The sequence below is a fragment of the Rothia sp. 32237D007AR genome, assembly GCF_053544675.1.
This window is the reverse complement of record NZ_JBPPUO010000001.1, coordinates 1-19,808: the sequence shown is the minus strand read 5'-3', so window position 1 is coordinate 19,808 and position 19,808 is coordinate 1. Positions and strand designations below refer to the sequence as shown.

The 19,808-nt window shown below is 58.0% G+C and carries 21 protein-coding genes, 1 tRNA gene, 1 rRNA gene and 1 riboswitch; of the genes, 6 read left to right on the top strand and 17 right to left on the bottom strand.

Features of this window, described 5'->3' with window-relative positions:
• Positions 1–40: 40 nt before the first annotated feature.
• Complete coding sequence (locus ACED87_RS00115) at positions 41–655, top strand: hypothetical protein (protein WP_449081952.1); 615 nt, start codon at positions 41–43, stop codon at positions 653–655.
• Between the two features lie 23 nt (positions 656–678).
• Here the strand turns inward: ACED87_RS00115 and ACED87_RS00110 are convergent, their stop codons facing one another.
• The 4 genes from ACED87_RS00110 to ACED87_RS00095 form a co-directional block, all read right to left on the bottom strand.
• Complete coding sequence (locus ACED87_RS00110) at positions 679–1,590, bottom strand: aminotransferase class IV (RefSeq protein ID WP_449081950.1); 912 nt, start codon at positions 1,588–1,590, stop codon at positions 679–681.
• A gap of 242 nt (positions 1,591–1,832) precedes the next feature.
• Positions 1,833–2,633 (bottom strand): energy-coupling factor transporter transmembrane component T family protein, encoded by an 801-nt coding sequence (locus tag ACED87_RS00105; protein ID WP_449081948.1) that lies wholly within the window; start codon positions 2,631–2,633, stop codon positions 1,833–1,835.
• Complete coding sequence (locus ACED87_RS00100; RefSeq protein ID WP_449081946.1) at positions 2,623–4,224, bottom strand: ABC transporter ATP-binding protein; 1,602 nt, start codon at positions 4,222–4,224, stop codon at positions 2,623–2,625. The genes ACED87_RS00105 and ACED87_RS00100 overlap by 11 nt, the downstream gene beginning before the upstream one ends.
• Before the next feature lie 16 nt (positions 4,225–4,240).
• Positions 4,241–4,858, bottom strand: a complete 618-nt coding sequence (locus ACED87_RS00095; protein WP_449081945.1) for an ECF transporter S component — start codon at positions 4,856–4,858, stop codon at positions 4,241–4,243.
• A 56-nt stretch (positions 4,859–4,914) separates the two neighbouring features.
• A riboswitch (TPP riboswitch) is annotated at positions 4,915–5,019 on the bottom strand.
• Positions 5,020–5,198: 179 nt separating this feature from the next.
• Between ACED87_RS00095 and ACED87_RS00090 the strand changes: the two genes are divergently transcribed.
• Together ACED87_RS00090 and ACED87_RS00085 are read left to right on the top strand one after the other, a co-directional pair.
• Entirely contained in the window at positions 5,199–5,468 is a 270-nt protein-coding gene (locus ACED87_RS00090; RefSeq protein ID WP_449081943.1) for a DUF4235 domain-containing protein, read from the top strand.
• A gap of 123 nt (positions 5,469–5,591) precedes the next feature.
• A complete protein-coding gene (locus ACED87_RS00085; RefSeq protein WP_449081941.1) occupies positions 5,592–6,920 on the top strand; it encodes an MFS transporter in 1,329 nt (442 codons plus the stop codon).
• Between the two features lie 75 nt (positions 6,921–6,995).
• Here ACED87_RS00085 and ACED87_RS00080 read toward each other — a convergent pair whose 3' ends face one another.
• Both ACED87_RS00080 and dcd read right to left on the bottom strand, forming a co-directional pair.
• Entirely contained in the window at positions 6,996–8,213 is a 1,218-nt protein-coding gene (locus tag ACED87_RS00080; RefSeq protein ID WP_449081939.1) for a hypothetical protein, read from the bottom strand.
• Positions 8,214–8,222: 9 nt separating this feature from the next.
• A complete protein-coding gene (gene dcd, locus ACED87_RS00075) occupies positions 8,223–8,819 on the bottom strand; it encodes a dCTP deaminase (protein ID WP_449081937.1) in 597 nt (198 codons plus the stop codon).
• Positions 8,820–8,981: 162 nt separating this feature from the next.
• Here dcd and ACED87_RS00070 point away from each other — a divergent pair, with 162 nt between their 5' ends.
• The gene (locus ACED87_RS00070; protein ID WP_449081935.1) at positions 8,982–10,076 is read left to right on the top strand and encodes a MauE/DoxX family redox-associated membrane protein; all 1,095 of its coding nucleotides are present in this window, start codon (positions 8,982–8,984) and stop codon (positions 10,074–10,076) included.
• 176 nt (positions 10,077–10,252) lie between these two features.
• Here the strand turns inward: ACED87_RS00070 and ACED87_RS00065 are convergent, their stop codons facing one another.
• Positions 10,253–10,948 (bottom strand): hypothetical protein, encoded by a 696-nt coding sequence (locus ACED87_RS00065; protein ID WP_449081933.1) that lies wholly within the window; start codon positions 10,946–10,948, stop codon positions 10,253–10,255.
• A gap of 67 nt (positions 10,949–11,015) precedes the next feature.
• On the opposite strand from ACED87_RS00065, the gene ACED87_RS00060 reads away from it, so the two are divergent.
• Positions 11,016–11,999 (top strand): hypothetical protein, encoded by a 984-nt coding sequence (locus ACED87_RS00060; protein ID WP_449081931.1) that lies wholly within the window; start codon positions 11,016–11,018, stop codon positions 11,997–11,999.
• 221 nt (positions 12,000–12,220) lie between these two features.
• Positions 12,221–12,433, top strand: coding sequence for a hypothetical protein (locus ACED87_RS00055; protein ID WP_449081929.1), 213 nt, complete (start codon positions 12,221–12,223; stop codon positions 12,431–12,433).
• A 101-nt stretch (positions 12,434–12,534) separates the two neighbouring features.
• On the opposite strand, the gene ACED87_RS00050 is transcribed toward ACED87_RS00055, so the two are convergent.
• The 10 genes from ACED87_RS00050 to rrf all read right to left on the bottom strand — a co-directional run bounded on the left by ACED87_RS00050 (position 12,535) and on the right by rrf (position 19,665).
• The gene (locus ACED87_RS00050) at positions 12,535–14,691 is read right to left on the bottom strand and encodes a cytochrome c oxidase assembly protein (protein WP_449081928.1); all 2,157 of its coding nucleotides are present in this window, start codon (positions 14,689–14,691) and stop codon (positions 12,535–12,537) included.
• 48 nt (positions 14,692–14,739) lie between these two features.
• Positions 14,740–15,348, bottom strand: a complete 609-nt coding sequence (locus tag ACED87_RS00045) for a copper resistance CopC family protein (protein WP_449081926.1) — start codon at positions 15,346–15,348, stop codon at positions 14,740–14,742.
• A gap of 170 nt (positions 15,349–15,518) precedes the next feature.
• A complete protein-coding gene (locus ACED87_RS00040; RefSeq protein WP_237197087.1) occupies positions 15,519–15,806 on the bottom strand; it encodes an HU family DNA-binding protein in 288 nt (95 codons plus the stop codon).
• Positions 15,807–15,885: 79 nt separating this feature from the next.
• Positions 15,886–16,191 (bottom strand): 30S ribosomal protein S14, encoded by a 306-nt coding sequence (gene rpsN, locus ACED87_RS00035; protein WP_237187198.1) that lies wholly within the window; start codon positions 16,189–16,191, stop codon positions 15,886–15,888.
• A 3-nt stretch (positions 16,192–16,194) separates the two neighbouring features.
• A complete protein-coding gene (rpmG, locus tag ACED87_RS00030; RefSeq protein ID WP_185173514.1) occupies positions 16,195–16,365 on the bottom strand; it encodes a 50S ribosomal protein L33 in 171 nt (56 codons plus the stop codon).
• 2 nt (positions 16,366–16,367) lie between these two features.
• Positions 16,368–16,604, bottom strand: a complete 237-nt coding sequence (rpmB, locus tag ACED87_RS00025) for a 50S ribosomal protein L28 (RefSeq protein WP_083090534.1) — start codon at positions 16,602–16,604, stop codon at positions 16,368–16,370.
• Between the two features lie 543 nt (positions 16,605–17,147).
• Positions 17,148–17,963, bottom strand: coding sequence for an SGNH/GDSL hydrolase family protein (locus ACED87_RS00020; RefSeq protein WP_449081922.1), 816 nt, complete (start codon positions 17,961–17,963; stop codon positions 17,148–17,150).
• Positions 17,964–18,097: 134 nt separating this feature from the next.
• Positions 18,098–18,171, bottom strand: a tRNA-Thr gene (locus tag ACED87_RS00015).
• A 252-nt stretch (positions 18,172–18,423) separates the two neighbouring features.
• The gene (locus tag ACED87_RS00010; RefSeq protein WP_449081920.1) at positions 18,424–19,302 is read right to left on the bottom strand and encodes a DsbA family protein; all 879 of its coding nucleotides are present in this window, start codon (positions 19,300–19,302) and stop codon (positions 18,424–18,426) included.
• A 246-nt stretch (positions 19,303–19,548) separates the two neighbouring features.
• Positions 19,549–19,665: ribosomal RNA gene (rrf, locus tag ACED87_RS00005) — 5S ribosomal RNA — on the bottom strand.
• Positions 19,666–19,808 lie beyond the last annotated feature (143 nt).

Here is a 19,808-nt window from a genome sequence, read left to right as displayed (position 1 = left end):
ATGAGCAGTGCGGTAGCCTGAGGGCAGAAGGTATAGCGAGGTGAAGGAGAATAGAGTGCTTGAGCTAAGGGAGTTAGCCGCCGTAGGTGAGGTGGTAGTGCAGGCCCGCCACCGGTTACACGGTGAGAGGCCACTGCTAGTAGCTCTTGATGGGCGCAGCGGGTCAGGTAAAACCACCCTGTCGGCTGAGCTGGCTGCCTGGGTCAAAGAGCAAAACATCCCCGCCCAGGTCTTTCACCTGGAGGACCTCTACCAGGGGTGGGGCGGGTTAGCGCAGGCCGCCCTAGCCTGGCAGCAGCTTGCCCAAACGGTAGTGAGCGGACGCGCCAACACCACAGACCAAACCCCCCACTGGTTTGGCTGGGATTGGGGCACCTCCCAGCCCACCGGCCCCCACCCTTTTACCGCCGCCTGGCAGGCAGCAGGTGGCGTGCTCATCGCTGAGGGGGTAGGGGCTCTCACCGGGGCCCACGATGTAGGCATTTTCGTAGAACTCGATGCTACCCGCCGCAGGCAGCGGGCCCTAGCTAGAGATGGGGAAATCTACCTCCCCTACTGGGAGATGTGGGCGGAACAAGAAGCCGAGCTACTCACAGCCTACGCCAGCGCCTATGCGGGCGCGGACGTCCGCTATCTTCCCGCCCAAGAGCACTAGCACTGGCCCGGAGGGGTTTGCGGCTACAGGTAAGTTTCCCGGTTATCTATATCTACCCCCCGCGCCAGGTAGCCCAGCAGCTCTTCGGTGAGCTGCGGGCTAGTGGCCAGGGGTGTGCCGTTGAGGTGGGTGACGGGGGCAAGAAGCCGCACGGAGGAGGCCAGCCAGAGAGCATCTGCCTCTAGTAGGTCTTGGGGGTAGAGGGGCCCGTAGCCCAGTTCCCACCCGGCTGCGCGGGCACCAGCAAAAATGGCGCCCTGAGTAGTGCCAGGCAGAATACCGTGGGAGGGTTCGGGGGTGTAGAGCACCTTCTTCTGGCCTTCAGTTTTGGCGAGGATGACAGATGAGGTTGCCCCCTCAAGAATACGGCGGTCCTCGGTGACCCAGATGGCATCATCTGCGCCGTGTTTGCGCACATAGCGTAGCACCGACATGTTGATGGCGTAGGAGAGAGTCTTGGCACCGGCTAAGAGCCAGGGGTAGGCGGAGTCTTCTGCTGGGTCGTGGCCGCGCGGTAGGAGCATGGCCCGCACCCCTTGCTGGCGCTGGCGCAAAATGGTGGGTGAGGACGGGGCCACAGTAACCCAGGTGTGGGGGCCGGCTTCAACGGTGCCGCGCGAGATGATGATTTTGACGGTGTGTTCTTCACCTAGCACGGTCTGGGGGCCTTGGGCTGCTGCATCGAGAGCTAGTTGCACGGCGGCGCGTAGGCCTTCTTCGGCAGGTAGGGGCAAATCGAGCAGGCGGGCGGAGCTTGCTAGCCGGGCCAGGTGAGCCTCAAATTTGCGGACGCGGCGGTTGGCAGCCAGCATAGTTTCGAAGACGCCGTCGCCTCGGGTGAGCCCCTGATCTTCAATGTTGATGAGGGGGGTGGTGGCGTCAACCAGTTCACCAGCGGGATTTTCTGGGGTTAGCATCACAACGGTTGTAGTCATACTTCTAAGATTAGCCCTTAACTCTGATGCTCCCGCGGCAACCTGGCTTGCAGGTTATCGGCGGGAGCATCTGATGCGAGCACCATACGCGGTGCGAGCGTGCTTCACGTCGTTTGGGCTAGAGACTGAGAAGCATGAAGGCCGGCTCTTCCAACCGTGGGGTTTGGTGACCGGCTATATATTTTTACTCTAACGCGATGGCCTGTCTTTTCTCAAAGGGATGGACGCGTTACATCCTATTGTTACTGCCACACCCAGGTCAGGGTCCCGGCAGCTGCCGATAGCAGGTACCCGGTCATGAGAATTGCTAGGGAGCACAGCAGGAAGGTCGCGTCATCGCGCTGGTAGACAGGCACGCGGGCCCAGGTGCGGGGCCCTGCACCGAAGCCTCGGGCTTCCATGGTGGTAGCTAGGCGGGTTCCGCGGCGGATGGCTTGGACCAGCAGGGCAAAGGTTTGCCCGGCCAGGGTGCGGACGCGGCGGGGCAGGGAGTCGCTGGCGCCTAGTCCGCGGGCTCGCCTGGCTTGGCCCAGGGTGTGCCATTCGCTGAACATGAGACCCAGTAGGCGTAGGGCCGCTAGGGCAGCGAGTACGAAACGGGCGGGAAGTTTGGCTGTTTGGGCGAGGGAGTCGCCCAGGTGGGTGGGGTCGGTGGTGGTAATCAGTAGGAGGCTGGGCAGGATGAGGGCCAGGCCTCGGGTCATGAGGGAGATACCCATGGCCAGGGAGTCGGTGGTGATCCAGATGAATCCTACCTGTAGGACTGTTTCTCCTGTTTTTTCGGCGATGAGCGAGGTGGACCAGCCTGTGAGCAGGGCGCCTACCAGTAGGGGCCAGAAGCGGGCCAGCAGGGCGAGGGGCTGGATGCCCCAGGCTTTGAACAGGGCCAGTTCCAGGGCGAAGACGGCTAGGGCTGTGCCCCAGTCTTTGATGAGGAGCAGCCCTATAGATAGGAGGAAGGTGGCCAGTAGTTTGGTGCCGGCGTTGAGTTTTCCGGCACGGCTACGGTGGGCGGGCCCGAGTGCGAAGAGGTCAAGCGCCATGGGTGGTTTCCGCTTTCTGCAGGGTGAGGTGCTGGCCGCCGAGGGCAGCTACGTAGTCCTTATCGTGGGTTACGGAGATGACCGCAAGACCCCGGTCAAGTAGTTCCCTCATCAGGGTGACAAGTTCGGCCCAGGTAGTGGCGTCCTGGCCGAAGGTGGGTTCATCGAGTACCAGCACCCTTGGTTCAGTAGCCAGAGCTGTAGCCACCGAAAGTCGTCTTTTCTCCCCTCCTGAGAGGGTGAAGGGGTTAGCCTCTGCTAGGTGAGTAAGGCGCAGGCGGGTCAGAAGTTCATCGGTGCGGACTGCCAGGCGGGTCTCATCTATTTTTTCTTTGCGTACACGGGCTAGGTGCCGGGGTCCAAATTCTAGTTCTGCCCGCACGGTGGGGGCAAGGAACTGTTGTTCTGGCTCCTGGAAGACCAGGCCGATACGGTCGGCTAGTTCGGCTGCGGGCCAGCTGGCCGGGTCGGTGCTGCGGTAGCGGGCAGGCAGGCTTGCTGTGAGCCCCTGGTGGGCGTAGACCTGCCCAGCAGCTGGGTAGATGAGCCCGGCTAAGGTTAGGGCCAGGGTGGTTTTCCCTGCCCCGTTAGACCCTAGAAGAGCCAGGTGTTCCCCGGCGTGCAGAGTCAGGTTAATTCCGTTTGCCACGGTGGGCAGATCCAGGGTGGGCACCTGCCCGGCGGCGAGCGCGCGGGCGCGCTGCTTACGTTGGCGGCGGGTGGGTAGCTCTCGGGTGATTGCTAGATCGCGGGCCTCAAGCAGCGGGGTGTGCCCCCCAGCGACCTGCCCGGGGCGGACGTCCTCCCCCGTCTGCGCTGCCCGGGGAGGGTGGGGCACATACCCGGGCACCCATACCCCACCGGCAATGAGCTGTTCACGGGCCTGGGTAAGTACCTGCTGGGCTGGCCCGTCATAGCTGATGCCGCCTTGGGCGTTGAGAACTAGCACGCGGTCTACGTGTTCAGCCCAAATACCGACCCGGTGTTCGATAACCACCAGAGTAGCCCCTGAGGCAGCGGTGGCAGCTAGTACGGCGTCGCGTACTTCTAGCACGCCGGCAGGGTCAAGGTTGGCGGTAGGTTCATCTAGTAGCAGGGCGCCGGGGCGCATGGCTAGGATTCCTGCTAGCCCCAGCCGTTGCTTCTGCCCGCCTGAGAGGGCTGAGGTGGAGCGGTCAAGAGGTAAAGAGCCTAACCCGACAGCGTCCAGGGCCCAGGTGACCCGGCCCCAGATTTCTTCACGGGGCACTCCTAGGTTCTCAGGCCCAAAAGCTACGTCATCACCTACTCGCGCTAGCACCACTGAGCTTTCGGGGTCCTGTTGCATGAGGCCACAGGCCCCCCGCGCCTGGGTGGGGGGCTGCCCGTTGACGGTGAGTTCACCGAGCTGGGTTTGGCCGTCCTCATCAACGAGCAGGCCTGCCATGGCGTGCAGCAGGGTTGATTTTCCTGCTCCGGAGGGGCCTACCAGGAGTACTTTCTGCCCCGGCTCAATCTCAAAGTTCAGCCCCGAAAAGGCGGGGGTGGCCCGCCCAGGGTGATGCCAACCAAAATCGCGGGCCACAAAGCGGGCCCCCTGCTGCATGTGCATGGCTGTGTTCTCCGCTCTAAATCTGTGTGCGGGAAGGGTTACTAGCCCGGCGGCGGGCACGGCCAGCAGCCAGAGAATCAAGCGCCCCAGTGCTGGCCAGGGCGTGGGTGAGTAACCAGGAGACCAGGCCAGCGAGCACGGTGCCAGAGATAATTCCGCATACCGCATAGGTCACGGCCTTAGAGCCTTCAAAGACACCTGCAAAGTAGATAAAGAGTTCAGAGATGCCCATGAAGGCACCGGCAGAGGCACCGGCTAGGAGGGCGGTTCCCAGGTTCCAGATTCGATAGGCAAAGAGTAAGAAGATGAGTTCGGTGCCTAGTCCCTGGATCAGGCCAGAGAGAATAATTCCTACAGAGTAGCTACTGCCAAGAAGCATAGAAATTATTGCTGCCAGCAGCTCGGTGTAGAGGGCGGCGCCGGGTTTGCGGATGATATAACCACCGAGGACGCCGGCAATCAGCCAGGTGCCGCCCACCAGTGAGGCGTATTCGGGGGCAAGGGCTAGGGCTGTTTGGGCCAGATTATAGCCGCCGTTGTTCCAGGCCCAGAAGATAACAGCGCAGGCAACTGCCAGCACAGAAGCTATAACGATATCGTTGACGCGCCAGGTCAGCGCAGATTTCTTAGACATAAAGCCTTCCTTTGATGTGGTACAGCAAAGGGGGCATGCACAGGCAAGGCTCATAGCCTGCCGCTTTTTCGACTCCCTAGCGCCGGTACTAACCGGATCAGGTTCGAGGGTCTGCGTGTGCACTCTCAGCGCCCGGTGTGGGCGCTCCCCTGTCGTTTCCGCCGTGGGCGGACGTTCTTTCTGAACGCCTTTGTAGTATAAGCAGGTCATGCCGCCAAAGAAAAGATACAAACTTTTGTGACAGCAGGTATCACTAGCTGCCCACATTTACACAGTACTGATAGTGTTAGTGCCAGTAGCTCTCTGAGAGCCCCCTACCAGCTACCGAAAGGGAACCTCCATGAACCCCCTCATCAAGATTGTAGGAACCGCTGCTTCACTCGGCGGTGTTGCCTTGTCCAACAAAATCCTGAGTGCAACCTGGACTAAAATTACCGGCAATGAGCCACCGGCCAATAACCCCGATGACGATGAGCGCTGGCGCGACATCATCATCTGGTCCCTGATTACCGGCCTGGTGGGCACTATCATCAAGGTCAGTATCACCCGCGCTCAGCGTCAGCTTGAGACTAAGGTCGATTCTGATTCTGGTTCACAGGCTGAAGTCTAAGCTGACCGATAGCCCTCTTTTACGGCTGGCCCCGCTCACTGCTGAGCGGGGCCAGCCTGCATTTAGCATCTCATTAACCGTTTCACTAGCCCATCAAGAAAGCTCAGCCGATACCATATAGCCATGACCACACCAGCAACCGGCAGCCCCGGAGCCACCACCTCCGCGACTCGCTCCACCTTCCTAGCCTGGGCCCTCTGGGACGTAGGTAACGCCAGCTTCAACGCCATCATGACCACCTTCGTCTTTGCGGTCTACATCACCAGTTCCAGCTTTGGCAGCACCGAACACACCTCAGCAGTTCTCTCTACCGGCCTAACCATCGCAGGTTTCTGCATCGCAGCCCTCGCCCCGCTCTCAGGCCAGCGGGCTGATATCACTGGCCGCCGTGGCCTCTGGCTGACTGTCAATAGTCTGCTTCTGGTTCTCATCATGGCCCTCTGCTTCTTCGTGGCACCCAGCCCCGACTATCTCATCTGGGGTGTTGTTCTTCTTGCCCTGGGCAACCTGGTCAACGAGTTTGCGGTAGTGAACTACAACGCTATCTTGCCCACGATCTCCACCCGGCAGACCATCGGCAAGATGAGTGGCATCGGCTGGGCTGCGGGCTACTTTGGCGGCATTATGGCCCTGCTGCTGGTGCTCCTTGGCTTCATATCCCCCGGCCTGCTGGGCATCACCGAGGACGACTCCCTCAACATCCGCGCTGTTGCCCTCTTCTCAGCGGTTTGGGCCCTGGTGTTCTCTCTGCCCCTGATTCTTAAGGTGCGCTCTCTGCCGCAGCCGGTGCGTGCGGACGTCCCCCGTGCAGGTGTTCTGGCCTCCTACCGGCAGCTCTTTGCCACCATCGGCAGACTCTACCGCCAGGCCCCCACCACTCTCTACTTTTTGGTCTCTTCTGCTGTCTTCCGTGATGGTCTCAACGGCATTTTCGCCTTCGGTGGCATACTCGCGGCAGGTTCCTTTGGTTTTAGCACTCATCGGGTCATTATCTTTGCCATCTTCGGCAATATCGTCGCCGGTGCCGGGGCCGTCCTCGGTGGCTTCTTCGATGACCGCTTTGGCCCCAAACGCGTCATCATTTTCTCCCTGGTGGCGCTCATGGCAGCGGCTCTCCCCCTACTGGCGTGGCCGTCAGCCACCATGTTCTGGGTCTGCGGCCTCACCCTCTGCGCCTTTGTGGGCCCTGCCCAGTCAGCAGCCCGCTCCTACCTGGGGCGTCTGGTAGAAGAAGGCCAAGAGGGCGAAATCTACGGGCTGTACTCCACCACCGGCCGCGCCGCCAGCTTCCTAGCCCCTGCCCTCTTTGGCACTTTCGTCACCCTGATGGACAGCCAGGTTTGGGGCATCATGGGCATCGTCATTGTGCTCCTGGCTGGCCTACTGTTGATGATTCCTATTAAGGACCCGCAGCAGGCTACTTTATCGGCACCTGAGCACAAGCAGCTCTAAGAAAAGAAAATAGCTCTAAGAAGAGAAAGAAGGGGGCCCAGCCTCATAGCTGGGCCCCCTTCTTTACCTTCTGACTTACTCACGGTGCGAACTCACTGATGGCGCAGAGGAGTATTCTCCATAAGGCACAATCATCTGAGTCTTCACCATCTCTTCTACCGCCACGCTAAAGCTTTCACGGTCAATGACGCCGTAGAGTTCCTGCATTTTCTCGTACACTTCTTCGTAGCTGCGAGGGGTTTCAAGAAAAGTCCAAATATCAAACGCAGTAATAGAGATTCGAGAAAGAATCCCTTTAGTTGTCAGCAGAAACTTCTCATCAATAGCTAAAACTTCAGTACCCTCAGCCCGGCGGAAATAGGCTGTACCGTCTGCGAGCGCTTCTTGCTCACGCTCGTCCTCGCACCCAGTAACCGGCGCTGCCTGATATAGAAACTCCTGCACCAAAGGAGCAGCTTTTTCTTGCCCAGCAAGAAGTTCTTCAAAGAAAGGAACTGTGTCAGAAATTTCGCTATAGGTCAGTTTGATAGCTCCGCCTACGCGGTTGAGCAGACGAGCTAGTTCCTCTAGCCCCCGCGGCATCTGTTGCACCCCTGAAGACTGTAAAACAATGGCAAACAGGGCCTCATCTAGGGGTAGGCGTTCCCAGCTTACCGGGGCCTGGCCGGTCTTATCCCGGTCGAGGATAACCAGGTGCGAGAGGGTATAGGTACTGCCCGGTTCAGCGACTTTCAGGCCTTGCTGGGCCGGGTCATATTGCACCTTGGGTTCATTCTCATTCTCAATCACCGAAAGAGGCTTAGGGTAGGGCATGATGCTCAAGTCATCGATGTTGATGACAGCCGTCTCATCACTGAGATAGGTCAGGGAGGCCCCAAGCTTTCTGGCTGCTGTTGTCTTGCCTGTACCAGAGGCGGCTACCAGCCCCACAGCTTGTTTGCTCTCAGGATTCCCCAGGGCAGCAGCATGCAGCAGGTGCTTTTTACCAGCGTGCGCTTTAAGGAGGTGCATAGTCACCTGCACTGTCAGGCGCTCTGCAGCCCGCTTCTCATCAGAGCTATCGATGGTGGTGACCTCAAGGCTCTTGGGGTAGGCAGCTACCGTTTCAGTCCCCGGACGCTGGGTTAGCACGACTAGGCGCAGGCCCTCGGTGTCAGCGTCAGTCACAGAATCGATGACCTGCGGGGCCAGGGACCCCCAGGCTCGCAAGGTTTCTTCCCACAACCAGTCTGAGGCGTCCTCAAAGACCACCAGCACCGGAACGTCTGCAGGGTGAAGCAACAAGCCGCGCATGGGGCTCCTTTAGCTGGTTGAGGTGTCGGTAGGGATGAGAGTTTTGTGGAAGTTGAGGTAGCTACGCGAGGCTGTAGGGCCACGCTGGCCCTGGTAGCGGTTACCGTAGGCTCCTGAACCGTAGGGGTGTTCGGTGGTGCTGGTGAGCTGGAAGAAGCAGAGCTGACCTACCTTAGAGCCGGGCCACAGCATAATCGGCAAGGTCGCCATATTCGACAGTTCCAGGGTTACATGCCCCGAGAAGCCGGGGTCGATGAAACCGGCGGTGGAGTGGGTGAGCAGCCCCAAACGCCCCAGAGACGATTTACCTTCAAGCCGGGCCGCGATGTTATCGGGCAGGGTCACCTTCTCGTAGGTGGCGCCCAGCACGAATTCACCCGGGTGCAGCACAAAGGGCTCATCGGGTGCAACCTCAACCAAGCGGGTGAGATCTTCTTGAGCCTGCGAAGGGTCAATGTAGGGGTATTTATGGTTATCGAAGAGCCGGAAGAAGCGGTCAATGCGGACGTCCACCGAGGCGGGCTGAATCATTGACGGGTCGTAGGGCTCTAGGGCAATGCGCCCAGCATCAATTTCTTTGCGGATATCCTGATCAGAAAATAGCACACTTCAAAAATACCGTACTCTACCGGCCCCTTGCTGCTGCCCTACCGCAGATATTCAAGAAATAGGGAAAGGAACTAGTGGCGTAGTACACCCCTACCAGGGTGGTGCAAAAGAGTAATCTTAAGAGCACATCATCTTATGTCACTCGCATGAAAGCAGACTATGACTCCCCTCGTGCTTTGTACGCTCACCATTATCGTGACGCTGGCGGTGAGCGGTTACGCCAAGGCTAAAGAGCCTGCCAGCACCGTCACCGCTATCGTCAACCTCAAGTTAGATCAATGGTTACCGGTCAAGCTGGTTGCACGTACCCTGCCCTGGGCAGAGCTGGCGCTAGCAGCCGTCCTTTTCTTTGCCCCCGGTCTTATCCAGGTGCTCGCTGCCGTAGCTGCTGTACTGCTTTTTATCGGCTACTGGGTGTTCATTGCACGGGCCGTTGTTCAGGGTAATACCGCTAGCTGTAACTGCTTCGGTTCAGCATCTACTGCTCCTATCTCGGTGTACACTCTGGTGCGCAATACTGCCCTTTTGCTGGCTGCTTGTGGCGCGCTCATCGGGGCTTTAAACACCGGCGGGTCAGCTTTCACCATGCTTTTGGCTCTTGATGCTCATGGCTGGCTGTGGGTCATTGGTGCAGGTCTGGCCTCGCTGACTCTTTGGGCCATTTATCGTTCTGAGCTTGTTCCTGTAAGTGGCACAGAGGGTGCCCCCTCTGCCCTCGAATTTCCTGTGGATGAGCAGGGTGAATATGTGCGTACCCCTATCCCCTATGCTGCTCTCCATTACCCTGTAACAAACCCTTCCCAGGAGCCTGGCACCGGTCAGGCCACGACGCTTCGTGAGCTTGCTGCGCAGCAGGCACGCGTCCTCATCTGGGTTTCTCCCGGTTGCGGCCACTGCCACGAGGTCATCGCGAAGATTGATGAGTGGCAGCAGCAGCTACCTATGCTAGGTGTTCACCCTGTGGTATCAACTGACAGCAATATCCAGCATTTCACTTTTACCACCGATGTGCAGTGTTTTGTTGATCCAGGTTTTAAAACTCAAGCCCTCTTCGGCAGCGGCACCCCCGGCTCTCTTGCTCTTGGGGCGGACGGTCTTCTAGCAGGCGGCCCCGTCTTTGGCGGTAATAAGGTCATTAGTTTTATTGAAGACATCATTACTGAAGTCAACGCCGACTATTACAACCATGTAGAGGCTGATGCCGAGGCGGTAGATGATGGGGAGTACGAAACTATCGTTATCGAGCGCCAGTAGTTCTGGGCCCAGTGGTGCTGGGTCTAGTGGTGCTGAGTCTAGTGGTGCTGAGTCTAGTGGTGCTGAGTCCGGTCCTTTCTAGGTGCACTCAGGCCCGGTGCTTTCCCTGGTTCATGGGGGGGAAGGCACCGGGCCATAGTTTTTATGAGCGAGATTTTTTATGAGCGAGCGCCGTGCTAGAGAATGTTGAACTGTTGTAGGGTCTCTTCCGGTACTACCGCAGCAACAAGTAGGGCTAGTAGGAAGAGCAGGGAGATAACCCCTACGGTGGTGGATTTCCAGCCGGGGTGGAGTTCGTTGAAGGTCACCAGGCCGGGGTGTTGCTTGTTCATCTGAGTCACGTTGATGGCCTGGTAGACGGTGGTCTGCGGGGCGATAGAGGTGGCAATAGAGCGCAAGGTCTTAGCATCCCAGATGCGCCCATCGAGGCGGAAAATACGCTTGTTCTTAGCGTTGACAGCCCACAGGGCAGGGACCCCTTTATAGCGTAGGGCTGCTATGCCAGTTAGTTCCTTGGTAGCAGCCTGGCGGGGGGTCAGGCGTTCAGCGAAAACAGTTTGTGAGATGTGGTCAAGTTCTGCGGCCTGCCAGCCAAAGAGTCGCCCGCTCAGCACATGGGTCTGGGTTTTCACCACAATCTGTGGGCGCAAGGTGGAGTAGATCGCGAAGAGCGCGCCTAAGGTAATAAGCCCTAGGAGCACCATAAAGACTGGGGTGGGGCGCTTGGCCAGCATGAACCAGATACAGGCTAAAGCCAGGACGCCCGCAGGTAGGCCCGCGATGAGGCGGCGGTGGTAAGAGTTGATGCGGGGGTGAAAAATCTTTGTGACGGCCCCGTATTTGTCGGGTACCTGGTGAGCGTGTTCTGCCATGGCTCTACTCTATCGGCAGTCTGACACAAACGGGGTGTAAGCGTGTGTGAGCTACATTTAAAGGGTGGTGCATTTTAGAACTTCAGTAGACCGTGTCTTAGCCTGGTGGCTGGTGGGCGTACTCGCTGCCATCCTCATTGCTTTGGCGTCCTTAGCTCTTATCAACCGTCTGGTGTACGGCCCTGAGGGGCAGGTGCGCGCCTATTTCGCTGCTGTGCGAGAGGGGGATGGCTCTAAAGCCCTGGGTATTTTGGGGGCTCAGGTGCCAGAGGCTAGCGTCGCTATGCTCGATGGGGATGCCCTGCAGGCGTCTTTGACTGGGATGAAACATCTCTCCGCTGAGGCGGTTACGGTAACCGATGGTGGGGAGCGGGCTACTGTGACCGTTACCTATACGTTAGAGGGGCAGGAAGGTAGCACGGATTTTCATCTTCATAAGGTGGGTTCTCACTGGGGTGTTTTTGACCGCTGGCAGATTGATGCCAGTGAGCTGCCAACCGTAGAAGTTACCTCCAATTCGGTGGAGGCAGCTACTCTCAACAACACCAAGGTTTCGGTTGAGGGTGGTGCACGGGAATTTGCGGTTTTCTACCCTGGCTCCTACACGGTCACTTATGAGTCGGCTCTCTACACCGCCAGTTCGCAGACGGTGGCGGTGACAGCACCGGCCGGTGAGCCCTTGCCCCTGGCTGTAGAGCTAACCCCCTCAGAAACTGCGGCAACGTCGGTGCAGCAGCAGGTAAAAACCTATCTTGATACCTGTGCTACAAAGAATTCGCTCTACCCTGCCGGTTGCCCTTTTGAATACGATTTTTCGGGCCGGGTCGATGGCGATGTTACCTGGCTGGTGACCGAGTACCCTCAGGCCCAGGTTACTTTGGCTGGGGGTAAGTGGGCGCTGGGTAAGAGCAGCGGTGAGGCAGAGATTTCTTTTACTGAGCTTGATCTTTATACCGGTAAGACCCAGCAGGTCACTGAGACCGTCATGTTCACGCTTGCTGGTTCCCTCACGGCTGACGGTGAGGCTCTTACTTTTACCCCGGATAGTTAGGTGAGCTTTCGCCTAGTTCACTGCGCGCAGATCACGTACCAGGTGAGGTTCGTCGGCGGTGTCCCCCAAACGGTTTTTTTACGAGGTTTCTCCCAGCTAAACGGGAGAGAAATCCGGTCTGAGGGTGGTTACATTAAAGAGGCTTTTGAGCCTGGTGCAGAGTTTTATTGGCTCTTTACCGCCCTTTGTATTTCATCTTTAACGATGTTTGGAGGCTTCTCATGACCCAGCACGCTGCAGCTCCCTCGTCATCGACCTTGTTTGACAAGATCTCTCAAATTTCTGCCCGCCTGGAGCAGGTCAGCCCACTCAGTGACCCTATCCCTACTGTTCCTTCAGTCCGTGGCCAGGCAAAGTCCGGCGGCACTCGTTTTGCTGAGCCGGTTGGGACGACCGCCCACCCTACTCAGCCTTGGGGCCAGGCCTCCGCGTAGGTAGGTTCTTTGAGGGAAAAGGATATGACTAAAGCCCGGGCAGAATATTCTGCCCGGGCTTTGGTCTATCGTGTGTAGGCTTCAGTCTACCCTAGGGGCCTTTAGCGGCGGCGGGCGTCCTTTTCTGCTAGTTGCGCGAACATGTCATTGTAGGCCTTCAGTTCGGCATCACCGTCACGGTCGGCTTGGCGGTCGATTCGTTTTTGTATTTTCTTATCGTTCATGGACCATTGCACCGCAACAGCGACGGCAATAATCATGGTGGGTATCTCGCCGATAGCCCACATGAGTGAGCCCCCTAGTTTCTGGTCCTCAATGGCAGATAGGCCCCAGGGGCGTCCTAAATTACCGAACCAGGAGGCTTGAAGCAAGGTGTCCATTTGCATGATGGAGATCCCCACAAAGGCGTGATACCCCAGGGTCGCAATGATCATGATCAGGCGCATGGGGTAGGTGGGGCGGTGGGGCAGGGGGTCTATGCCGATGAGCACCAGGCTGAAGATGTAGCCGGTCAGCAGGAAGTGAATCAGCATGAACTCGTGGCCTACATGGTAGCGCAGCATGACCCCAAAGAGGGGGGTGAAGTAGACGATGACGATTGCCCCGGCAAAGTGAACGGCTGCGAAGATGGGGTTGGTGACTACTTTAGACCAGCCTGAATGTACCAGGCGTAGGATCCATTCGCGCGGCCCGCGGGTGCCATCGGCGCGAGGTTCCAAGGCACGCAAGAATAGGGTAACGGGGGCCCCGAGTACTAGGAAGATGGGGCAGACCATGGTCAGGAGCATGTGCTCTACCATGTGCACGGAGAAGAGCACCTTGGAGTAGACGGCCAGGGCGCCGCAGGTGATGTAGAGCAGCACCAGAAGGCCCAGGAACCAGGAGATGGTGCGGGCCATGGGCCAGTGCCCGCCGCTGTGCCGTACTTTGTGCAGGGCCCAGATGTAGGCGAAGGCTGCGAAGCTGATGAAGGCTACCCAGAACCAGTCAAAGCGCCACTGGGTGAACCACTGGGTGAGGTGCGGTTCTGGGGGCATGTCGTAGAGGGTGATGATGCGGACGGGCTCGGCGTGAGCGTCCAGGGTCTGGGGGGCGGGGGGCCGGGTGCGGGAGAGGGAGACAGCCAGGCCGTTGGCGGCGCCCATAATGATCAGTTCGCAGGCGATAGCGGACCAGATGCCTCGGGTAGCGCTGGTGAGGCCTGAGCGCATCATGGGCAGTAGCCGTAGGCGGTGAATGACGCCGATTGCCCCTAGTACCAGGGTGAGCATGACTTTGGCGACTACTAGCGCCCCGTAGGTGGTTGTGAAGAGTTCGCTCAGGGTGTTGAGGCGCACCAGGGCGTTGATGGCGCCAGAGACAGCTAGTAGTAGGAACCCTAGCAGGGCTAGGGCGGAGTAGCGGCTCAGCACCGCAAGGGCCAGGGGCACACGCCGGGCGGACGTTGGCACCGCCCCTCTCTGCTTCTCAGTGAGGGTGCCGGTGCCTGCTTGGTCCCCGGTGATGTCGCGGGAGATGAAAGCTAGTACCATCAGCCCGCCGCACCAGAGCACTACCCCTACGAGGTGTAGGCCCAGGGAGTTGACTGCCCCCATGTGGTCTCTACCGCCTGAGGAGTGCCCTCCTAGGGCCATGGCCACAATGCTGATCATGGATAGGCCCAGGGTTAGCAGTAGACCGGTCAGTGACCGTACCGCGCAGACGAGGGTTGCTACGGTCGCGGCCACAATGATGCTGGTGGCTTCTTGTTTGCCGGAGTCGATGGTGGTGATGTAGCTGATGAGTTCTGAGGTGTACTCGGTTCCACTGGAGGGGGAGCGGCCTGTGATGCTGGCGTAGTTGAAAATGAGTACGGTAATGGCGGCGATAGTCCAGGTGATGGAAGATGCGGACGCCAGTGTCAGGGTTCTTCTAAAAGCTGGGTGTTCAGTGCGGTGCAGGTTCTTTTGCCGTTGGGCTGCATCGGTGGCATGGGCCATGTTGATCTTGGTCTGGCCTTTAGCTGAGTCAAGGAAGCGGGGCACCAGGCCTAGGGCAAAGATGATAGAGCCCATGGTTGCGGCCATTGAGAAGTTGCGGAGGCTCTCGGCTACTGGCAGGCCCCAGCGTACTAGGGCACCGGCGTCCGCTAGGTCTGTGGCGGAGGTTGAGCCGGTGATGGGTAGGGTCATTACCAGGGCTAGGAGGGAGGCGAGGGGGAAGGCCCATATCCAGTGGCTTTTGAGGCCCCGCACCATCTCGTGTGCTGCCATGTTCATACCTGATTCTTCTTGAGGGTCTTTAAGGCGGGGTGGGAGTTAGCTGTTTTACTGGCGTTTGGTTTTAGCCAGTACGATTACTAGCGCTGAACCTAAGGCTGCTACTGCCAGGAGGGCCAGCATGGCTTTGAGAGAGGTGGGTAGCCCCTCCCCTACCTGGCTCATGGGGTCAGGAGCGGTTGTGGTGGTGTTGGTACTGCCGGTGTGTTCTGCTGAGGGTTCAGCATCCCCTGGGCTTGTGACCGGTGTAGCAGAGCTGGCTGTATTGTTGCCCTGCTCTACGGTGTAGGTGAAGGTTCCCTGGATGGGGTGGCCGTCGGATGAGACGGCTCTCCAGGTGACGGTGTAAGTGTCATCATTGGTGGGTGCTAGGTTTTGGGTGACTCCGGTGCCTTCTACTTGGGGGCTGCCGTCTGTGACGCTTTCACCGGCGGTGTTGGTGACGCGCACCTGGTTGGCTCCGTCCACGTCCATAATGTCGCCGCTGTAGGTCAGTTCTATGCTGGCGGGCGCTTCGGTGAGGGTCGCCCCGTCAGTGGGGTTGGTGGATACTAGCTCATCGTGGGCGGAGGCTGGGTGCATGGCCAGTAGGTTGCAGGTAGCGAGGGCTAGGGCTGCGATGAAGGTGCGGGTAGAGGCTGTAGGTGCCTTAAACATAGGAGTTGTCCTTGCCTGTTGAAAGTGGGCGCGGCAGGTGCCCACCGGCTAGCAGGTGGGTGTGTCTTGCCTGCCTATTATCTCACGGCAGTGGTGGGTTATTCCCGTAGGTATAGCAAAAGGGCCACCCCGTACGTGGGGTGGCCCTTTCTAAAGTCTGTTCAAGAAATTTACTTCTTGGTGGAGACTGCTGCCTTCAGCTTTGAACCTGCGGTCAGCTTAACACCGTGACCTGCGGGAATCTGAATGGTTTCACCGGTCTGCGGGTTGCGACCGGTACGAGCTGCACGGTCAGTGCGCTCAATTGCCATCCAGCCGGGGATGGTGATCTTCTCGCCCTGTGCAACAGATGCTTCGAAGACCTGGAACAGTGCGTCAAGCACACCGTTCACTGCTGCCTGGCTGGTGCCAGCCTTCTCTGCAACCTCTGCAACGAGTTCGCTACGGTTCTTAGCCATTGAATGCTCCTCCTGAGACTTTCAAAAAGTGAGTGGCTGGGTTAGCCCTTTTCACAAGGCTAACCATATCAGCTACAGATTACCAGCTTGACTTGGTAACACCGGGCAGCTCGCCACGGTGTGCCATCTCGCGGAAGCGTACACGGGAGATGCCGAACTTCTGGAAGGTACCGCGGGGGCGGCCGTCAATCTGGTCGCGGTTGCGAACGCGGACGGGTGAAGCGTTGCGGGGCAGCTTCTGCAGGCCTACGCGGGCTGCTTCGCGCTCCTCGGGGGTTGCGTTTTCGTCAACCAGGGTCTTCTTCAGTTCCAGGCGCTTTTCAGCGTAGCGTGCAACGATGACCTTGCGCTGCTCGTTGCGAGCAATCTTGGACTTCTTCGCCATTGTTTAGCGCTCCTCTCGGAAGTCAACGTGCTTGCGGACAACGGGATCGTACTTCTTGAGAACCATACGATCGGGGTTGTTACGGCGGTTCTTACGGGTTACGTAAGTGAAGCCGGTGCCCGCAGTGGACTTAAGTTTGATGATAGGACGTACGTCCTTAGCCTTTGATGCCATGTTTAGATCTTCTCTCCGCGTGCAAGGATGTCAGCAACTACTGCGTCGATACCACGTGCGTCGATAACCTTGATGCCCTTTGCAGAGACGTTCAGGGTTACGTTGCGACGAAGTGAGGGTACGTAGTACTTCTTCTTCTGTACGTTAGGATCGAAACGACGCTTGTTGCGACGGTGCGAGTGCGAAATGCTGTGTCCAAAGCCGGGAACAGCTCCGGTCACCTGGCAGACAGCTGCCATAGTTTTCTCCTCCAAATGTTGACGAAATGACGGTACGCAGTTGGCGTTCGACAGTTTCCTGACGATCAGCAATGGGCGTCCCGTCACCTATAGGTAGAGCACCGGGTTATTCTCCAAGGCTAGAGTGTTTGAGATCCGCCATCGGGTGAGAGGCCGATGAGAATCCCTGCCGCGGGAAAAACGGTGAAGCTTAGGTGCACGAGAGGTGTTGCCACCACTACGAACAGCCTTAAAGTCTAGGTAATTACGGGATACCACGCAACCTATGAGCCCAACAAAAAGCTTGCGCCAGCCGGTGCTGGTGCTACCTGCTCCGGTGTGCGCAAGCTGCTTCTCATGATTCATTGGTGCGTTTGAACCTTCCATCAATTCTACCGGGGATTTAACTTTTCGCAAGTCATCTCAGGCTTTAAACCGCGCTTTCCCGCCTTGGCAGAAGGTGCCAGGCACCAACGTCCTCCCCTGCCGCAGAGGTAAATTACAAGCGTGTAATCTTAAGTGTGATGTTAACAGCTTAAGTCTTTTAATCCTAGAGCTCACCTGTTAAAGGGTGGCAGGTGCTTCTTCGGGTAGCAGGTCAAAGCGGGTCCAAGTGGGGTATTTGGGGCTGATACTGTCCCCTGAGCTGGTGCCACGTAGGCGGCGACCGATCCAGGGGACCACAAATTCTCGGGCCCATTTAGCGCCATCCAGGGCCTCTTGGAGGCGGGTTTTATGCAGTGGCTCGGGGATGGTGGGATCGCCGATACCGATGTTTTCTGCATTGAGAGTTTCTAGTACTCGGCGGGCGGTGAGGGTATGACCGGCCGCGTTCATGTGGAGGCGGTCCGGGGCCCAGTAGCGCGTATCCAGCAGCTCGTGCATGCGCCAGTAGTCTACGACGGTGACGCCACGGTTATCTGCAACTTCACGTAAAAGCTCATTGAAGAGAGCCACACGGGCGCGGTTACCGCTGAAAAAGCCCTTGGGCCCGGGGTCAAAACCGGTCATGGTAAAGACCTTAACTCCCTCCTCGAGCAGGGCTTTAAAGGCCGCATCGTAGCGTACCATCAGGGAGTCCACGTCAAAGCCGGGGCGCAGGGAATCGTTGCCTCCACCGACGAGGGATACTAGGTTGGGTTTAAGCTCTAGGGCAGGTTCTAGCTGTTCTTCGATGATGGGTACTAGCAGTCGCCCGCGGATTGCTAGGTTGGCGTATTGGGCCTTGGGATCTGCCAGCATGAGCTGTTCAGCGACTCTGTCGGCCCAGCCGCGCACCCCGTTGGGGCGTTCAGGGGCGTGATCGCCTACGCCTTCGGTGAAGGAGTCGCCTAGGGCGATGTAGCGGATAGGTTCATCTCGTCCGAGAGTTGAGAGCATGCGGGCTTGGGCCTTATCTCTATGAGGTGGGTACTAGGCCACTTTACCTCTGGGTCTGGCCGGATTCCGAGCGCGCGAGAAAACAAAACCGGCTCCGAAGGGTCACCGGTTCACCCTATTTTGGGCATAAAGAGAGCCCCCTACCGGATTCGAACCGGTGACCCCCTGTTTACAAGACAGGTGCTCTGGCCAGCTGAGCTAAGGAGGCAAGACTTTTCCAGTGTACCTGATATTTCGGGCTTGCGCATATTCCCGGTGACGGGGCGGACGGCCGCACCGGCGGAGTCTGGAATCCCGCTGGTAGTGGGTTTTACAGTCTAGGCACAGAAAGAGGCAGCTACGCCCTTTCCCTAGCCACTGAGCGTAGGAAAAGGCCTGTAGCTGCCCCATGACTGTATTTATCGGCTTAGCTTCTTATACGGGCAGCAAGCCCTGCGGGGGCCTCTTACCAATGTAAGTTTTAGCTCTTCTTCTTGGCCTCAATTTTCTGGTTGATCCAGGCGTTGAAGTCGTTGGAGTTGAAGAGCTCACCGTCAGCGAAGACGGTGGGGGTGCCGCTAATACCGTTAGTGGCTGATTCGAGGGTGACGGTCTGGATGAAAGGACGCCAGGTGTTGTTAGTGACGTCGTCCTTCACATCTGCCCCGTATTTCTCAGCGATAGCAACGAGTTCTTCGTTAGAGAGGCCACCGGTGCCCTGGTGGGTGAAGATTTCTTTCTGGAAGTTCAGGAAGTCTTCGGCTGATACTTGGTTAGCTACGGAGTAGGCAACGTTGTTGGCCCGGGCGGAGTAGAAGGTGGGGCTGTGGGCGTCGAGGAAGGTCAGGTTTCGGATTTCCACAGTGAGGTCGCCGCTGGCTACCAGTTCGGCGATAATGTCTGCGTTCTGGGCTTCGAAGTCGGCGCAGTGGACGCATTCGTAGTCCTGGAAGATGGTCAGGCGTACGGGTTCACCGTTCTTGTTTGCTTCTTCAGGGAGGGCTACTCCTAGCGGCATTTTTGCTTCAGAGCCATCTTCTAGGGTGTAGGTGGCTTCTGTGGTGCCCAGGGTGTTGCTGTCGCGGATGGCTTCGGTGCTGGTGTTCTGTTGGATGCCATCTGCGGTGATGACGATGCCGCCGTACTGGTTAGCGGAGGAAGGCACCGGGCCTACATCTGCGATTTGGTTGCGGTTACCGTTGACCACAACAATTGCGATGATTGCGACGATGAGGGCAACCACACCGAGGACGGTGAACTGAATCCAGCGAGTGGAGGATTTTGAGGTTTTCTTGGCCTGCTGTGCCGCCACGTGGCGGGCACGCTCGCGGGCGTCAGTGGTGGGCTTTACCTTAGACACAGATGTGCCTCACTTTCATACGTGCGTTCTTGATAGGTTCAAGCCTACCGCGATTCGGTGGGGATATCTGGTCTTCTCCGGACGCTCCAGCTAGTCTCACAGGAAACAATGAGTGTATGGGAGCGGTGGTGGATAAGGTGCGAGGAATCTATGAAAGGACGTGGGAAATAGCTGCTTTGTAACTGGTTGATTAAAACAAAAAAGTCCTGGACAAACGTCCAGGACTTCCTTGTATCCCACTATAAAAACCGGCGGTGACCTACTCTCCCACACCGTCACCAGTGCAGTACCATCGGCGCAAAGAGCCTTAACTTCCGGGTTCGGGATGGAACCGGGTGTTTCCCTCTTGCTATAACCACCGTAAACCTACGATGCAACACCACCCACCACAGGGGCAGCGCCCAACAAAAACCCCCAAGGGTTATTGCCTCAAAACCATACAGTGGACGCAAACAACAAACATACCCAGAAAAAAGTGTAAGCCTTCGGACTATTAGTACCAGTCA

Bases quoted from the DNA above. Each gene is read 5' to 3' on its own strand.
- ACED87_RS00110 (WP_449081950.1), bottom strand. From the start codon at position 1,590: ATGACTACAACCGTTGTGATGCTAACCCCAGAAAATCCCGCTGGTGAA.
- ACED87_RS00105 (WP_449081948.1), bottom strand. From the start codon at position 2,633: ATGGCGCTTGACCTCTTCGCACTCGGGCCCGCCCACCGTAGCCGTGCC.
- ACED87_RS00100 (WP_449081946.1), bottom strand. From the start codon at position 4,224: ATGCACATGCAGCAGGGGGCCCGCTTTGTGGCCCGCGATTTTGGTTGG.
- ACED87_RS00095 (WP_449081945.1), bottom strand. From the start codon at position 4,858: ATGTCTAAGAAATCTGCGCTGACCTGGCGCGTCAACGATATCGTTATA.
- ACED87_RS00090 (WP_449081943.1), top strand. From the start codon at position 5,199: ATGAACCCCCTCATCAAGATTGTAGGAACCGCTGCTTCACTCGGCGGT.
- ACED87_RS00085 (WP_449081941.1), top strand. From the start codon at position 5,592: ATGACCACACCAGCAACCGGCAGCCCCGGAGCCACCACCTCCGCGACT.
- ACED87_RS00080 (WP_449081939.1), bottom strand. From the start codon at position 8,213: ATGCGCGGCTTGTTGCTTCACCCTGCAGACGTTCCGGTGCTGGTGGTC.
- ACED87_RS00070 (WP_449081935.1), top strand. From the start codon at position 8,982: ATGACTCCCCTCGTGCTTTGTACGCTCACCATTATCGTGACGCTGGCG.
- ACED87_RS00065 (WP_449081933.1), bottom strand. From the start codon at position 10,948: ATGGCAGAACACGCTCACCAGGTACCCGACAAATACGGGGCCGTCACA.
- ACED87_RS00055 (WP_449081929.1), top strand. From the start codon at position 12,221: ATGACCCAGCACGCTGCAGCTCCCTCGTCATCGACCTTGTTTGACAAG.
- ACED87_RS00050 (WP_449081928.1), bottom strand. From the start codon at position 14,691: ATGAACATGGCAGCACACGAGATGGTGCGGGGCCTCAAAAGCCACTGG.
- ACED87_RS00045 (WP_449081926.1), bottom strand. From the start codon at position 15,348: ATGTTTAAGGCACCTACAGCCTCTACCCGCACCTTCATCGCAGCCCTA.
- ACED87_RS00040 (WP_237197087.1), bottom strand. From the start codon at position 15,806: ATGGCTAAGAACCGTAGCGAACTCGTTGCAGAGGTTGCAGAGAAGGCT.
- rpsN (WP_237187198.1), bottom strand. From the start codon at position 16,191: ATGGCGAAGAAGTCCAAGATTGCTCGCAACGAGCAGCGCAAGGTCATC.
- rpmG (WP_185173514.1), bottom strand. From the start codon at position 16,365: ATGGCATCAAAGGCTAAGGACGTACGTCCTATCATCAAACTTAAGTCC.
- rpmB (WP_083090534.1), bottom strand. From the start codon at position 16,604: ATGGCAGCTGTCTGCCAGGTGACCGGAGCTGTTCCCGGCTTTGGACAC.
- ACED87_RS00020 (WP_449081922.1), bottom strand. From the start codon at position 17,963: ATGCTCTCAACTCTCGGACGAGATGAACCTATCCGCTACATCGCCCTA.